At 68.7% G+C, this 13,498-nt stretch carries 13 protein-coding genes; 2 read left to right on the top strand and 11 right to left on the bottom strand.

Annotated elements, in window-relative coordinates; translation table 11 throughout:
- Nucleotides 1–27: 27 nt before the first annotated feature.
- The 3 genes from ntrC to dusB are packed head-to-tail and all read right to left on the bottom strand — an operon-like array spanning nucleotide 28 to nucleotide 3,546.
- Entirely contained in the window at nucleotides 28–1,503 is a 1,476-nt protein-coding gene (gene ntrC / locus ACO073_RS16275) for a nitrogen regulation protein NR(I) (protein WP_421998683.1), read from the bottom strand.
- Nucleotides 1,500–2,612, bottom strand: coding sequence for a two-component system sensor histidine kinase NtrB (locus ACO073_RS16270; RefSeq protein WP_421998682.1), 1,113 nt, complete (start codon nucleotides 2,610–2,612; stop codon nucleotides 1,500–1,502). Before ACO073_RS16270 ends, ntrC begins: the two co-directional genes overlap by 4 nt.
- Nucleotide 2,613: 1 nt before the next feature.
- A complete protein-coding gene (dusB, locus tag ACO073_RS16265; RefSeq protein ID WP_421998681.1) occupies nucleotides 2,614–3,546 on the bottom strand; it encodes a tRNA dihydrouridine synthase DusB in 933 nt (310 codons plus the stop codon).
- Nucleotides 3,547–3,727: 181 nt separating this feature from the next.
- On the opposite strand from dusB, the gene ACO073_RS16260 reads away from it, so the two are divergent.
- Nucleotides 3,728–4,930: a bifunctional 2-C-methyl-D-erythritol 4-phosphate cytidylyltransferase/2-C-methyl-D-erythritol 2,4-cyclodiphosphate synthase gene (locus tag ACO073_RS16260; RefSeq protein ID WP_421998680.1), complete on the top strand. Its 1,203-nt coding sequence runs from the start codon at nucleotides 3,728–3,730 to the stop codon at nucleotides 4,928–4,930.
- A 37-nt stretch (nucleotides 4,931–4,967) separates the two neighbouring features.
- A complete protein-coding gene (locus tag ACO073_RS16255; protein WP_421998679.1) occupies nucleotides 4,968–5,459 on the top strand; it encodes a CinA family protein in 492 nt (163 codons plus the stop codon).
- Here the strand turns inward: ACO073_RS16255 and ACO073_RS16250 are convergent.
- The 8 genes from ACO073_RS16250 to ACO073_RS16215 form a co-directional block, all read right to left on the bottom strand.
- Complete coding sequence (locus ACO073_RS16250; protein WP_421998678.1) at nucleotides 5,419–5,910, bottom strand: type II toxin-antitoxin system RatA family toxin; 492 nt, start codon at nucleotides 5,908–5,910, stop codon at nucleotides 5,419–5,421. The genes ACO073_RS16255 and ACO073_RS16250 overlap by 41 nt on opposite strands.
- Complete coding sequence (gene lipA / locus ACO073_RS16245; protein WP_421998676.1) at nucleotides 5,907–6,863, bottom strand: lipoyl synthase; 957 nt, start codon at nucleotides 6,861–6,863, stop codon at nucleotides 5,907–5,909. The genes ACO073_RS16250 and lipA overlap by 4 nt, the downstream gene beginning before the upstream one ends.
- 6 nt (nucleotides 6,864–6,869) lie before the next feature.
- Nucleotides 6,870–8,282, bottom strand: a complete 1,413-nt coding sequence (gene lpdA, locus ACO073_RS16240) for a dihydrolipoyl dehydrogenase (protein WP_421998675.1) — start codon at nucleotides 8,280–8,282, stop codon at nucleotides 6,870–6,872.
- Between the two features lie 107 nt (nucleotides 8,283–8,389).
- On the bottom strand, nucleotides 8,390–9,715 hold the full coding sequence (locus tag ACO073_RS16235) for a pyruvate dehydrogenase complex dihydrolipoamide acetyltransferase (RefSeq protein WP_421998673.1): 1,326 nt from the start codon (nucleotides 9,713–9,715) through the stop codon (nucleotides 8,390–8,392).
- 15 nt (nucleotides 9,716–9,730) lie between these two features.
- Nucleotides 9,731–11,128 carry a pyruvate dehydrogenase complex E1 component subunit beta gene (locus ACO073_RS16230; RefSeq protein WP_421998672.1) on the bottom strand — a complete coding sequence of 466 codons (1,398 nt, stop codon included), beginning with the start codon at nucleotides 11,126–11,128 and terminating at the stop codon, nucleotides 9,731–9,733.
- 4 nt (nucleotides 11,129–11,132) lie between these two features.
- Nucleotides 11,133–12,185 carry a pyruvate dehydrogenase (acetyl-transferring) E1 component subunit alpha gene (gene pdhA, locus ACO073_RS16225; protein ID WP_421998671.1) on the bottom strand — a complete coding sequence of 351 codons (1,053 nt, stop codon included), beginning with the start codon at nucleotides 12,183–12,185 and terminating at the stop codon, nucleotides 11,133–11,135.
- A gap of 172 nt (nucleotides 12,186–12,357) precedes the next feature.
- Entirely contained in the window at nucleotides 12,358–12,657 is a 300-nt protein-coding gene (locus ACO073_RS16220) for an FtsB family cell division protein (RefSeq protein ID WP_421998670.1), read from the bottom strand.
- An 87-nt stretch (nucleotides 12,658–12,744) separates the two neighbouring features.
- Entirely contained in the window at nucleotides 12,745–13,467 is a 723-nt protein-coding gene (locus ACO073_RS16215) for an alanyl-tRNA editing protein (protein WP_421998669.1), read from the bottom strand.
- Nucleotides 13,468–13,498: the final 31 nt, after the last annotated feature.

Here is a 13,498-nt window from a genome sequence, read left to right as displayed (position 1 = left end):
GAAACGCCCAGCGCAGCCGTCAACTTGTCACCCGCCTCGGCGGACCTGCGGCGTGCGAACCACGGGGACGTCGAGGTCCTTTATCTTCTTGCGCAACGTATTGCGATTCAGCCCCAGGAGACGGGCCGCGCGCAACTGATTCCCGCGGGTCGCCCCCAGGGCCAGGGACAGGAGCGGCCGCTCGACCTCGGAAATGACACGATCGTACATGCCGTCCGGCGGCAGCCGGTCGCCATGGGCGGCGAAAAGAGCCTGAAGGTGCCTGTCGACCGCGTCTCCCAGCGACAGGTCGGCGGCGGCCCCCGCTCCGGCGGATGAGTCGGATTCGACGGCCGAGATGGCGTCGGCGAGCTCGGCCTCGATGATCTCGACGCCGATCACTTCCTCCGAGTAGAGGGCCGAGAGGCGGCGGACCAGGTTGACGAGCTCGCGCACGTTGCCGGGCCAGCGGTGCTGCTTCAGGCGGGCCATCGCCTCCGGCGACAGGACCTTGGCCGGGAGGCCGTCGGCGGTCGCCTGGCGCAGATAGTGGTTGGCCAGCTCCGGAATGTCGTCGAGCCGCTCGCGCAGCGGCGGCAGGCGGATCGGCACGACGTTGAGGCGGTAGAAAAGGTCCTCGCGGAACAGCCCCTGCTGGATCAGGCGGCGCAGCTCGCGATGGGTCGCGGCGACGATGCGGACGTTCGCCTTGATCGGCGTGCGGCCGCCGACCGTCATGTACTCGCCCTCCTGCAGCACGCGCAGCAGGCGGGTCTGCGCCTCGGGCGGCATGTCGCCGATCTCGTCGAGGAACAGCGTGCCGCCGGAGGCCTGCTCGAACTTGCCGGCCGAGCGCTGCACCGCGCCCGTGAAGGCGCCGCGCTCGTGGCCGAACAGCTCGCTCTCGATCAGCTCGCGCGGGATCGCGGCCATGTTCAGCGCCACGAACGGTCCCTTGCGGCGCTTGCCGTAGTCGTGCAGGGCGCGCGCGACCAGCTCCTTGCCGGCGCCGGACTCGCCCGTGATCATCACCGTGAGGTCGGTCGACATCAGGCGCGCCAGCGCCCGGTAGATCTCCTGCATCGCCGGCGAGCGGCCGATCAGGGGCAGGCGCTCGCCCTCCTCCGGCGGATGGACGGCGCGAGCCGACGTGGGCGCCGGCGCCGACAGCGCGCGGTTGACCACCGAGATCAGCTCGTTGAGGTCGAAGGGCTTGGGCAGGTACTCGAAGGCCCCGCGCTCGGTCGCCCGCACCGCGGTCAGCAGCGTCGACTGCGCGCTCATCACGATGATGCGGAGATCGGGACGCAGCTTGCGGATGCGCGGCACGAGGTCGAGCCCGTTCTCGTCGGGCATCACGACGTCGGTGATGACGAGCTGGCCCTCGCCTTCCTGGACCCATTGCCAGAGCGTCGAGGCGGTGCCGGTGCTGCGGACATTGTGGCCCTGCCGGCCGAGCGCCTGGTGGAGCACGGTCCGGATGGCGCGGTCGTCGTCGGCGACGAGAATGGTGGTCGAGCTCATGGAGCGGACAAGGAGAATTGCAGCGGCAGCATGACCCTGAAAACCGTGCGGCCGGGCTCGCTCTCGAACTCGATCGCCCCACCGTGGTCGTTGATGATCTTGGCGACCAAAGCAAGACCCAGGCCGGTTCCGGTGGGCTTGTTGGTCACGAACGCGTCAAACAGGTGACTGCGCAGCTCCTCGGCAATCCCGCCGCCATTGTCCCGCACCGACACGACGAGCGGCAGGTTCACCTTGGCCTGCTGCCCCGGCACCGCGAGGCGCAGCCCGTGTCGATAGGCTGTGGACAATTCGATCTCGCGGTCGCCGTCGCCCGGCGCCTCGCAGGCATTCTTGACCAGGTTGAGGAAGACCTGGATGAGCTGGTCGCGGTCGCCCAGCACGTCGGGCAGCGACGGGTCGTAGGTCTCGACGAAGCGGACGCTCTTGCCGAAGCCGTTCTGCGAGATGCGCAGGACGTGGTTCAGCACCTGATGGATGTTGGTCGGGCTGCGGTCGATCGGCCGGCCGTCGGCGAAGGCTTCCATGCGGTCGACCAGGGCGACGATGCGGTCCGTTTCCTCGCAGATCAGCCCCGTCAGCTCGCGCTCGGAATCCTCCACCGACTGTTCGAGAAGCTGGGCGGCGCCGCGGATGCCCGACAGCGGGTTCTTGACCTCGTGGGCCAGCATCGCCGCGAGCGCACTCACCGAGCGGGCGGCGCTGCGGTGCGACATCTGACGGTCGATGTTGCGGGCGATCGTCTGCTCGGCGAGCGACACGGCCACCAGCCCTTCCCCGTCGACGACAGGCGACAGGCGGAGCGCGCAGAAGCGGTTGCCGATGCGCGGCGAGGCCAGGGTCACGCCGTTCTCGGCGACCGCGCCGCCCGTCGCCAGAACCTGCTCGAGCAGCGAGAAGAGAGGCGCGTCCTCCGGCACGAACTCGTCCAGCGGATGACCGACGAGGCGCGTGCGGCCGACGCCGAAGAACTGCTCGGCCGAGAGGTTGGCATAGTGGATGTGACCGCCGGCATCGACCACGACGATCGCCTCCGACAGCGAATCGAGAATCGCCGTGGGGAACTGCTCGCCGAGGGAAGGCGACCGTTTCAAAGGCTGGAGAGCCATGCTAGGCGGCCTGCCTTTCGAGCGCGGGCATGAAGAAGTCCGCCAGCATCGCGCGGACCTTGTCGGCGTCGGTCTCGCGGTTGACCGCGGCCCTGAATTCGGCCGAAGCCGGCAAACCCTTCGAGTACCAGCCCAGATGCTTTCGGGCCATGCGCACGCCGGTTTCCCGGCCGTAGTGCGACAGCATCGCGTCGAAGTGCGTACGGACGATCCGGTACTGCTCGACCAGCGACGGATCCGGCAGGCGCTCGCCGGTGCGCAGATAGCGGATCGCCTGGTTGAGGAACCAGGGGCGGCCGTAGGCGCCGCGCCCGATCATTACGCCGTCGGCGCAGGATTGCGCCAGCGCCGTGTCGACGTCGTCCAGGCTCACGATATCGCCGTTGACGATCACCGGCAGCGACGTCGATGCCTTGACCTCGGCCACGAACGCCCAGTCGGCATGACCTTCGTAGAACTGGCAGCGCGTGCGGCCATGGACGGTCAGCATGCGGATGCCGCATTCCTCGGCGATGCGCGCCAGGGTCGGTGCATTGCGGTTGGTCGAGTCCCAGCCCGTGCGCATCTTGAGCGTCACCGGCAGGCTGACCGCCCGCACGGTGGCCTCGAGGATCTTGGCGGCATGGACCTCGTCGCGCATGAGCGAGGATCCGGCATGGCCGTTCACGACCTTCTTGACCGGGCAGCCGAAGTTGATGTCGATGATCGCGGCGCCGCGATCCTCGTTCAGGCGCGCGGCGTCGGCCATCACCGCCGGCTCGCAGCCGGCCAGCTGCACCGACATCGGGAACTCTTCCGGCGAGTTCTGCGCCATCAGCAGCGTCTTGCGGTTCTCGCGCACCATGGCCGCCGAGGCGATCATCTCGGACACGACGAGACCCGCCCCGTCCCGCTTCACCATCTGGCGGAAGGGCATGTCTGTGACGCCGGACATCGGGGCCAGGATGACGGGATCGTCAATCCGGACGGAGCCGATGGCGAGCGGTTTGAGGCGTGGAGGGTGAGCCATTTCTTGTGATGAGTTTATGGGCATCTTGTGCAGTGCACAATAATTGGGCGAGCAATAGCCTCTCTGGGTGAGCGGCGCAAGCGCGCTATCGCGCTCCGGGCCGTGCATGCCGAAGAAAGCTGATGTAACTAGCCTCCCGGTGCCTTCTCGAACCGTCCTGATCGTCGCCGCCGGCCGTGGCAGCCGCTTCGGCGGCCCCGTGCCCAAGCAATATGCAGCTTTGACGGGCACATCCGTCCTGCGACGCACCGTCGACGTGTTCCGGGCCGTCCCGGGGGTCGTGAAAATCCAGGTCGTCATCTCCGCGGCCGATCGAGCGCATTATGAGGCGGCGCTCGGGCCTCTCGCCCTCCCCCCGCCCGTCGTGGGCGGTGCGACCCGGCAGCAATCGGTGCTCAACGGCCTCGAGGCCCTGGCCGGAGATGGGCCGGACCTGGTCGCCGTCCACGATGCCGCGCGGCCGTTCGTGCAGGTGTCGGAGATCGAGGCCTGCTTCGAGGCGGCGGGCCGGCCCGGCATCGACGGCGCCATCCTCGGCGTGCTGCTGGCGGACACGCTGAAGCGGGTCGATCCCGGCAGCGGCACGATCGCCGGGACGGTGCCGCGGACCGGCCTGTGGCGGGCGCAGACCCCGCAGATCTTCCGCTTCGACCGCATCCTGGCGGCTCACCGCGCCGCGGCTTCCCTGGGGACGGACGAGGCGACGTCGCTGACCGACGATGCCGCCGTCGGCGAGCGCGCCGGCCTGCGCCTTGTCATGGTCGAAGGCCGCGAGGATAACCGCAAGATCACCATGGCTCACGACCTCGCCGTCCCCTCGACGATGGAAACGCGCACCGGCCTCGGCTTCGACGTCCACGGCTTCGGGCCAGGCGAGAGCGTGATGCTGGGCGGCGTGGCCATCCCGCATGCCCGAACGCTGGCCGGCCATTCCGACGCCGACGTGGCGCTCCACGCCCTCACGGATGCCGTGCTGGGCGCGATCGGCGCGGGCGACATCGGCCGGCACTTCCCGCCGTCCGACGAGCGCTGGCGGGGCGTCTCTTCCGACCGCTTCCTGCGGCATGCCGTCGATCTCGTCACGGGCGCCGGCGGCCGCATCGTCCACCTCGACCTGACGCTGATCTGCGAGGCGCCGCGTATCGGGCCCCATCGCGAGGCCATGGTCGACAGCATCGCCCGCATCGCCGGCGTCGCCGCCAGCCGCGTCAGCGTCAAGGCGACGACCACCGAGGGGCTGGGCTTCACGGGGCGCCGCGAAGGCATCGCCGCCCAGGCGGTGGCGACAGTCGAGATGCCGAGAGCGTAGGCCGGCAAGGGCCGAGGGACAGGACGGGAGAGTTCCGATGTTCGACCACGAGATGCGCGATGCCGCCGAGCGCGTGCTGCAGGCCTGCCGCCGCGCCGGTCTCAAGCTCACCACCGCCGAATCGTGCACCGGCGGACTGGTCGCCGCGACCCTGACCGCCATCGCGGGATCCTCGGACGTGGTCGAGCGCGCCTACGTGACCTACGCCAACGAGGCCAAGCGCGAGATGCTGGGCGTGCCGTGGGACGCACTGATGGGCCACGGCGCGGTGAGCGAGCCGGTGGCGCGCGCCATGGCGGCCGGAGCGCTGGCGAAGGCGGGCGTCGACCTCGCCGTGTCGGTGACCGGCGTCGCGGGTCCGGGTGGCGGCAGCGCCGAAAAGCCGGTCGGCCTCGTGCACTTCGCCGCGGCGCGCAAGGGTTTCGACATCGTGGCCGAGCGCCACGTGTTTCCCGGCGACCGCGACGGCATCCGCCGCATCGCGGTGATCACCGCGTTGACGATGCTGGCGTCGCTGGCCGAACGGTAGGCTGGCCGTAGAGCTGGCGCGCCCGCGCCTCGAAGGCGCCGACCATGCGCTTTACCGCCTCGGCGAACAGCAGCCGGACCGTCTGCTGCAGCAGGCGGGAGCGGAAGTCGAACTCGAGCTCGAACTCGATGAGGCAGCCCTCGGGGTGGGGATGGAACACCCAGCGGCTGACCAGGCGGCGAAACGGCCCCTCGGTGCCCGTGGTCTCGATGCGCGGCCCGTCGGGTGCGTCGGGGGTCAGCACGATGCGCGAAGTGAAACGCTCGCGGAACGGGCCGAAGCCGATCGCCAGCTCGGCGATCTGGACGTCGGGGCCCTCGTTGCGGCGCACGCGCCCGGCCTGGCACCAGGGCAGGAACTCCGGATAGCGCGGCACGTCGGCCACGAGGTCGAAGAGCTGCCGGGGTACGTAGGGCACGACCCGGCGCTCGCTGTGCCGCGTGACGCTCAACGCGCGCGGGCGGCGCGCGCAGCGCGCAGTCGGGCGAAGTCGTCGCCGGCGTGGTAGCTCGAGCGGGTCAGCGGCGAGGCCGACACCATCAGGAAGCCCTTGCCGCGCGCCAGGGCGGCGAGCTCGGCGAACTCCGCCGGGGTCCAGAACCGGTCGAGCGGCGCGTGCTTGGGAGTCGGCTGCAGGTACTGGCCGACCGTCAGGAAATCGACGTCGGCGGCCCGCAGGTCGTCCATCACCTGCAGGATCTCCTCGCGCGTCTCGCCGAGGCCGACCATCAGGCCGGACTTGGTGAACATCGCCGGATCGATCTCCTTCACCCGGGCAAGCAGGCGCAGCGACGTGAAATAGCGCGCGCCGGGACGGATGGTCGGGTAGAGCCGCGGCACCGTCTCGAGATTGTGGTTGAACACGTCGGGCCGCGCGGCGACGACGGTCTCGACGGCGCCGTCCTTGCGCATGAAGTCGGGGGTCAGAACCTCGACCGTGGTGCCGGGCGCCTGGCCGTGGAGCGCGGTGATGACCGCCGCGAAGTGCCCTGCCCCGCCATCCTCGAGATCGTCACGATCGACCGAGGTCACGACGACATGGCCGAGGCCGAGCTTGCCGACGGCTTCGGCGATGTTGCCCGGCTCGTGCGGATTGAGCGCCCCCGGCTTGCCGGTCGCGACGTTGCAGAAGGCGCAGGCCCGCGTGCAGGTCCCGCCCATGATCATGAATGTGGCGTGCTTCTGCTTCCAGCATTCGCCGATATTGGGACAGGCCGCCTCCTCGCACACCGTCGCCAGCCCGTGCTCGCGCATCAGGCGCCGCGTCTCGGCATATTCCGGCGAGTTGGGCGCGCGCACGCGAATCCATTCCGGCTTGCGCGGGATGGGATTGTCGGGCCGGTGCGCCTTCTCGGGGTGACGCTCGGCCCGGCTCAGCGGGACCTTGTCGATGCCTCCGTCCATGGCCGCCTAGATATGGAGCGTCCGTCCGTAGGCCGCCAGTACCGATTCGTGCATCATCTCCGACAGGGTCGGATGCGGGAAGACGGTGGCCATCAGCTCGGCCTCGGTCGTCTCCAGAGTCTTGGCGACGGAATAGCCCTGGATCAGCTCCGTGACCTCGGCGCCGATCATGTGGGCGCCTAGCAACTCGCCGGTCTTGGCGTCGAATATGGTCTTCACGAAGCCCTCGGGCTCGCCCAGCGCGATCGCCTTGCCGTTGCCGATGAAGGGGAACTTGCCGACCTTGACCTCGCGGCCGCCGGCCCGGGCGGCGGCCTCGGTCAGGCCGATGCTGGCGACCTGCGGCTGGCAATAGGTGCAGCCGGGGATGTTCTCCGTCTTCATCGGATGGACGCCCTTCACGCCGGCAATCTTCTCGACCACCAGCACGCCCTCGTGCATCGCCTTGTGGGCGAGCCACGGCGGCCCGGCCACGTCGCCGATCGCATAGACGCCGGGCTCGCCCGTGAAGCCCCACTGGTCGATCACGATGTGCGTCTTCTCGACCTTCACCTTGGTGCCTTCGAGGCCGATGTTCTCGACATTGCCGACGATGCCGACGGCGCTGATCACGCGGTCGACGGTGATCTCCTGGCTCTTGCCGCCGACCGTGATCGTGGCGGTGACGCTGTCCTTGCCCTTCTTGAGGTTGCCGACCGTGGCGCCGGTCAGGATCTTCATCCCCTGCTTCTCGAAGGCGCGCTTGGCGAAGGCCGAGACCTCTGCGTCCTCGACCGGCAGGATGCGGTCGACGACCTCGCAAACCGTCACCTCCGCTCCCATGGTGCGGTAGAAGCTCGCGAACTCGATGCCGATCGCCCCCGAGCCGATCACCAGCAGCGACTTGGGGAACTCCGGCGGGACCATCGCTTCCTTGTAGGTCCAGACCAGCTTGCCGTCGGACTCGAGGCCCGGAAGCTGGCGGGCGCGCGCGCCGGTCGCCAGGATCACGTTCCTGGCCGTGAGCGTCACGTTGCTCTTGTCGTTCATCGCGACGGCAAGCTTGCGCTGCCCGCCCTCGACGCCCGCCAGCTTCGCGGTGCCGTCGAACACCGTGACCTTGTTCTTGCGCATCAGGCCCTTGACGCCGTTGCTGAGCTGGTTCGCGACCTTGCGCGAACGCTCGACGACCTTCTTGGCGTCGTAGGCGACATCCTTGACCGACAGGCCGAAGGACTCGGCGTGCTTGATCAGGCCGTAGACTTCCGAGGTGCGCAGCAGTGCCTTGGTCGGGATGCACCCCCAATTGAGGCAGATGCCGCCCATGTGCTCGCGCTCGACCACGGCGGTCTTCAAGCCGAGCTGGGCGGCACGGATGGCGGCGACGTAGCCGCCCGGCCCGCCGCCGACGATGATGATGTCGAAGTTCGTCTCGGCCATCGTGAACTCCCTAGCTGCCGCCCCGAGGGGCCTTCGAGGCTGCAGGAAAGGTCCCGCGCTGCGCTCGGGATGACAGTGTGCGCGTACCGGCCATTCGAGTTCTCGAGCTAGACAAGCATCGCCGCCGGCTGCTCGATGTACGACCGCAGCGTCTGCAGGAACTGCGCGCCCATCGCGCCGTCGACGACACGGTGGTCGACCGCGAGCGTGCAGCTCATCATGGTGCGCACCACGATTGCGCCCTTGCGGGCCACGGCGCGCTCCTCGCCCGCTCCGACCGCCAGGATCATCGCCTGCGGCGGGTTGATGATGGCGGCGAAGTTCTGGATGCCGAACATGCCGAGGTTCGAAATCGTGAAGCCGCCGCCCTGGAACTCCTCGAGCTTCAGCTTGCCGGTCTTGGCGCGCGCGGCGAGGTCCTTCATCTCGGACGCGATCTGCGCCATCCCCTTCATGTCGGCGTTGCGCACGATCGGCGTGATGAGGCCGCGGTCGGTGGCTACGGCGACGGAGATGTCGACGGCGCCGTACTGAACCATCTCGTCCTCGGTCCACGAGGCGTTGCACTCGGGATGGTCGCGCAGCGCCTTGGCGCAGGCCTTGATCACCATGTCGTTGACCGAGACCTTGGTGCCCTTCTTCTCGGCCACGGCATTGATCGCCTGGCGCGCCGCCAGCAGCGCGTCGATCTCGAGGTCCACCGTCAGGTAGAAGTGCGGCACGGTCTGCTTGGACTCGAGCATCCGCCGCGCGATGACCTTGCGGACCGACGTGTGCGGCACGCGCGTGTCGTCCGGCGCCACGAACACCGGCTGGCCCCCGGACGGCGGCACGGCCCTGGGGCCCGGTGCCGCGGCGGGCGCTGCGGCTGGCGGCCTCGCGGCTCCCGGCTTGGCCGCATCGACATCCGCCTTGACGATCCGCCCGTGTGGTCCGCTGCCCTTCACGGCCGCGAGGTCGATGCCCTTCTCCGCGGCGATGCGCCTGGCCAAAGGCGAGGCGAAGATGCGTCCGCCCTCGGGAGACTTCGCCGGGGCCGCAGGGGCCGGCGCCTTCGCCTCGGCAGCAGCCGGCTTGGCCTCGGGGGCGGCCGGCTTGGGTGCCGGTGGTGCGGCCGCCTTTTCGGCCGGCTTCGCGTCAGGAGCAGGCGGTGGCGGCGCGGCAGCGGCGTCCTTCGGCACGTCCTTCTCGCCTTCCTCCAGCAGGATGGCGATGACGGCGTTGACCTTCACGCCTTCGGTGCCTTCGGGAACGACGATCTTGCCGACCTTTCCTTCGTCGACGGCCTCGACTTCCATCGTGGCCTTGTCGGTTTCGATCTCGCACACGACCTGGCCGGCGGTGACGGAATCGCCTTCCTTGACATGCCACTTGGCGAGCTTGCCCTCCGTCATGGTGGGCGACAGGGCGGGCATCAGGATGTTGATCGACATGGCGCGGATCCCACGTCAGCGATTGCAGACTTCGCGGGCGGCCGCGACGATGTTGTCAGGCTGCGGCAACGCCATCTTCTCGAGGTTCGCCGCGTAGGGCAGCGGGACGTCGAGCCCGTGGACGCGCTTGACCGGCGCATCGAGCCAGTCGAAGGCCTGGTCCATCATCTGCGCCGCCAGCTCCGAGCCGATGCCGGCGAACGGCCACCCCTCCTCGACCGAGACCAGCCGGTTCGTCTTCTTGACCGAAGCGACGATGGTTTCGGTATCGAACGGGCGCAGGCTGCGCAGGTTGATGACCTCGGCATCGATGCCCTGCTTGGCCAGTTCCTCGGCCGCCGCCAGCGCCTTGCCGACCATGATCGAGAAGGCGGTGATGGTGACGTCCTTGCCCGGCCGCTCGACCTTGGCCTTGCCGATCGGCAGGACGAAGTCCGGATCTTCCGGCACGTCGAAGGCCTGGCCGTAGAGGATCTCGTTCTCGAGGAAGATCACCGGGTTGGGATCGCGGATCGCGGCCTTCAGCAGGCCCTTGGCGTCGGCCGCGCTCCACGGCGCCAGGACCCGCAGGCCGGGCACGTGCGCATACCAGCTCGCGTAGCACTGCGAATGCTGGGCGCCGACGCGGGCCGCCGCCCCATTGGGCCCGCGGAACACGATCGGGCAAGTCATCTGCCCGCCGGACATGTAATGGGTCTTGGCCGCCGAGTTGATGATCTGGTCGATCGCCTGCATGGCGAAGTTGAAGGTCATGAACTCGACGATGGGCTTCAGGCCGCCAAAGGCCGCGCCGACGCCCAGCCCGGCGAAGCCGTGCTCGGTGATCGGCGTGTCGATCACCCGCCTGGCGCCGAATTCTTCGAGCAGGCCCTGGCTGACCTTGTAGGCGCCCTGGTACTGCGCCACCTCCTCGCCCATCAGGAAGACGTTGCTGTCCTTGCGCATCTCCTCCGCCATGGCGTCGCGCAGCGCTTCGCGCACCGTCATGTGGGCGGTCTTGCCGCTCCACTCCGGCTCGGCGGCCGGCGCCGGCCGGGCCGGTGGTGCCGGTGCCGCGGCAGCCTGCGGCTCCGCTTCCGCCCTGGCCTTCGGCTCTGCCTTGGGGGCCTCGGCTTTCGCCTCGGGCGGCGGAGCGGACGGCTGCGCCTTGGCGGCGTCGTCGACGCTCTCGCCCTCGGCCGCCAGCAGACAGATCGGCGTGTTGACGGCGACGCCCTCCGTCCCTTCCTCGACGAGGAGCTTCGCCACGGTTCCTTCGTCGACGGCCTCGACTTCCATGGTCGCCTTGTCGGTCTCGATCTCGCAGATCACCTGCCCGGCCTCGACCTTGTCGCCCACCTCGACGTGCCACTTGGCGAGCTTGCCCTCCGTCATCGTCGGCGAGAGGGCGGGCATCAGAACGGAAATGGACATGGGCTCAGGCTCCGACCAGCACGTCGGCCCACAGTTCGGACGGGTCGGGCTCCGGACTGTGCTGAGCGAACTCGGCGGCATCGTTCACGATCTTGCGGATCTCGCCGTCGACCGCCTTCAGCGCGGCTTCGTCGGCCATCTTGCCGTCGAGCAGCAGCTTGCGGACATGGTCGATCGGGTCGCGCTCCGTCCGGTACTTGTCGACCTCTTCCTTGGTCCGGTACTTGGCCGGGTCGCTCATCGAGTGGCCGCGATAGCGGTAGGTCTGCATCTCGAGGATGTACGGGCCGGCGCCGCTGCGGGCATGCTCGACCGCCTTCTCTCCGGCCGCCTTGACCGCCAGCACGTCCATGCCGTCGACCCGCTCGCCGGGAATGCCGAACGCCTCGCCATGGCGATAGAGATCGGTGACGGCGGAGGCGCGCTCCACCGAGGTTCCCATGCCGTAGCGATTGTTCTCGATGATGTAGACGACCGGGAGCTTCCACAGCGCGGCCATGTTCATGGCCTCGTAGACCTGGCCCTGGTTGGCGCTGCCGTCGCCGAAATAGGTGAGCGAGACGCTCTTGTTGCCGTTGTATTTATGCGCGAAGGCCAGCCCGGTGCCGATCGGCACCTGGGCGCCGACGATGCCGTGGCCGCCGTAGAACTTCTTCTCGCGGCTGAACATGTGCATCGAGCCGCCTTTGCCCTTGGAGTAGCCGCTGGCCCGGCCGGTCAGCTCGGCCATCACGCCCTTCGGCTCCATGCCCGCCGCCAGCATGTGGCCGTGGTCGCGGTACGAGGTGATGATCGAATCCTCGCCGCCGATCGTCGACTGCATGCCGACCACCACGGCTTCCTGTCCGATATAGAGATGGCAGAAGCCGCCGATGAGACCCATTCCGTAGAGCTGACCGGCGCGCTCCTCGAAGCGACGGATCAGGAGCATGTCGCGGTAGAACGCTTTCAGCCGGTCGGCCGAGACGCTGTTGTCGCCCGCCTTGGGCGACTTGCCGGATGACCTGGGCTTGTCGGGCTGCGACTCGACTTTCGGCTTGGTCGCCGGTTTTGCCATGGATTCCTCTCCTCTAGCCCGCGCCGCCTTATAGCATCGCCCGAGGCGATGTGGTTGATCCATCAGGAAAAATCAGCCGCTACCGAGCGTGCGACGCAGCAATTGAGAGATTGTTTTCGGACGGCCCTGCAAGGCGGACAGTTTGTTTCCGCCGGCCGCAAGGCGAACGGCGTCAGCGCGTCGGCGTGAAGATGATGACGTCGTCCTTGCGCGCGAAGTTGAGCAGCACGCGCGCGCGCTCGTCGAGCATGTCGGGATCGAGGCTCTGGTTGCGCAACGCCGCGACGCGGCGTTCCCAGATCTTCTTGGAGGTTTCCGCTTCGGCGAGGTTCTGCTCGGCGATCAGGACTTCCCGCTGGAGATGGGCCATGGCCAGCAGACCGCGATCACCGTTCACGAGGTGATAGCCGAAATAGCCGAACACCGTAGCGAAGATGATCGGCGCCAGAATCTGCCGAGGACGCAACAACATATGCCAGTTTCCTGAAACCATATGGCAACATGTGGTGTCGCTTCGTCAAGGATTTTCGGGCGCCCGGCGTGTCCACCGGCGTCCGCGTCAGGACGATGGCGTCGCGAGCCCGATCCGGACGCGCCTGTTGTGCCGTCCCTTGTTGTCGATCTTCAGGATGCGCACGGGGGGCGAGCCGCCCGTGCCGGCGAGGTGCGTCCCGCCGCAGGCCTGCCGATCGAGGCCGACGATCTCGACGATCCGGACCTTGCCGTCGTCGGTCGGCGGCGGCGCCACCGAGCGGCTGCGGATCAGGCCGTGCTCCGCCTGGGCCTCGCGCATCGGCACGTAGTCGAACCGGACGGGGAAGTCCTGGCGGATCAGGTCGTTGATCGGCCCCTCCAGCGCGCGCAGCCGGTCGCTGTCGGCGCCGGGCACATCGAAGTCCATGCGCGCGGTCCCGTCCTCGGCCATCTGGACGCCGGTCACCAGCGCACCGTCGAAGGCCTGGAAGACGAGCGCGTTCAGCACATGCGTGTCGGTGTGAAGCTGGCGCATCATCAGCCGGAAGGCCGGATCGACCCTGGCCTCGACCGCGCCGGCGAGCTCGGCCGGGCTGTCGAGCAGATGCCAGAGGCGGCCGGCGGTGTATTCGAAGCCGACCACCCTCGCCTCGCCGCCCTGCCAGGCGATCGTGCCGCGGTCGGCAAGCTGTCCGCCGCCGCCGGGATAGAAGGGCGACCGGGCCAGCGCGACCTTGCCCGGGCGTGCATCCGCGACCTCGGTCTCCAGCGAGACCGTCTCGGGATTGTCATGGCAGAAGAGATGCATGCCGCTTCCTAGGCCCGGGCCCGCCGGCGGT

The organism is Reyranella sp. (assembly GCF_965229815.1).
In the GTDB taxonomy this organism is placed as follows: Bacteria; Pseudomonadota; Alphaproteobacteria; order Reyranellales; family Reyranellaceae; genus Reyranella.
This window is presented reverse-complemented; position numbering and strand designations above follow the sequence as displayed.

What these genes read in the sequence shown, in the direction of transcription:
- lpdA (WP_421998675.1), bottom strand. Translation starts at nt 8,282, where the DNA reads ATGGCCGAGACGAACTTCGACATCATCATCGTCGGCGGCGGGCCGGGC.
- ACO073_RS16230 (WP_421998672.1), bottom strand. Translation starts at nt 11,128, where the DNA reads ATGTCCATTTCCGTTCTGATGCCCGCCCTCTCGCCGACGATGACGGAG.
- ACO073_RS16260 (WP_421998680.1), top strand. Translation starts at nt 3,728, where the DNA reads ATGCCGAAGAAAGCTGATGTAACTAGCCTCCCGGTGCCTTCTCGAACC.
- ACO073_RS16220 (WP_421998670.1), bottom strand. Translation starts at nt 12,657, where the DNA reads ATGTTGTTGCGTCCTCGGCAGATTCTGGCGCCGATCATCTTCGCTACG.
- ACO073_RS16255 (WP_421998679.1), top strand. Translation starts at nt 4,968, where the DNA reads ATGTTCGACCACGAGATGCGCGATGCCGCCGAGCGCGTGCTGCAGGCC.
- ACO073_RS16215 (WP_421998669.1), bottom strand. Translation starts at nt 13,467, where the DNA reads ATGCATCTCTTCTGCCATGACAATCCCGAGACGGTCTCGCTGGAGACC.
- lipA (WP_421998676.1), bottom strand. Translation starts at nt 6,863, where the DNA reads ATGGACGGAGGCATCGACAAGGTCCCGCTGAGCCGGGCCGAGCGTCAC.
- ntrC (WP_421998683.1), bottom strand. Translation starts at nt 1,503, where the DNA reads ATGAGCTCGACCACCATTCTCGTCGCCGACGACGACCGCGCCATCCGG.
- ACO073_RS16270 (WP_421998682.1), bottom strand. Translation starts at nt 2,612, where the DNA reads ATGGCTCTCCAGCCTTTGAAACGGTCGCCTTCCCTCGGCGAGCAGTTC.
- ACO073_RS16235 (WP_421998673.1), bottom strand. Translation starts at nt 9,715, where the DNA reads ATGTCGATCAACATCCTGATGCCCGCCCTGTCGCCCACCATGACGGAG.
- pdhA (WP_421998671.1), bottom strand. Translation starts at nt 12,185, where the DNA reads ATGGCAAAACCGGCGACCAAGCCGAAAGTCGAGTCGCAGCCCGACAAG.
- dusB (WP_421998681.1), bottom strand. Translation starts at nt 3,546, where the DNA reads ATGTCCGGCGTCACAGACATGCCCTTCCGCCAGATGGTGAAGCGGGAC.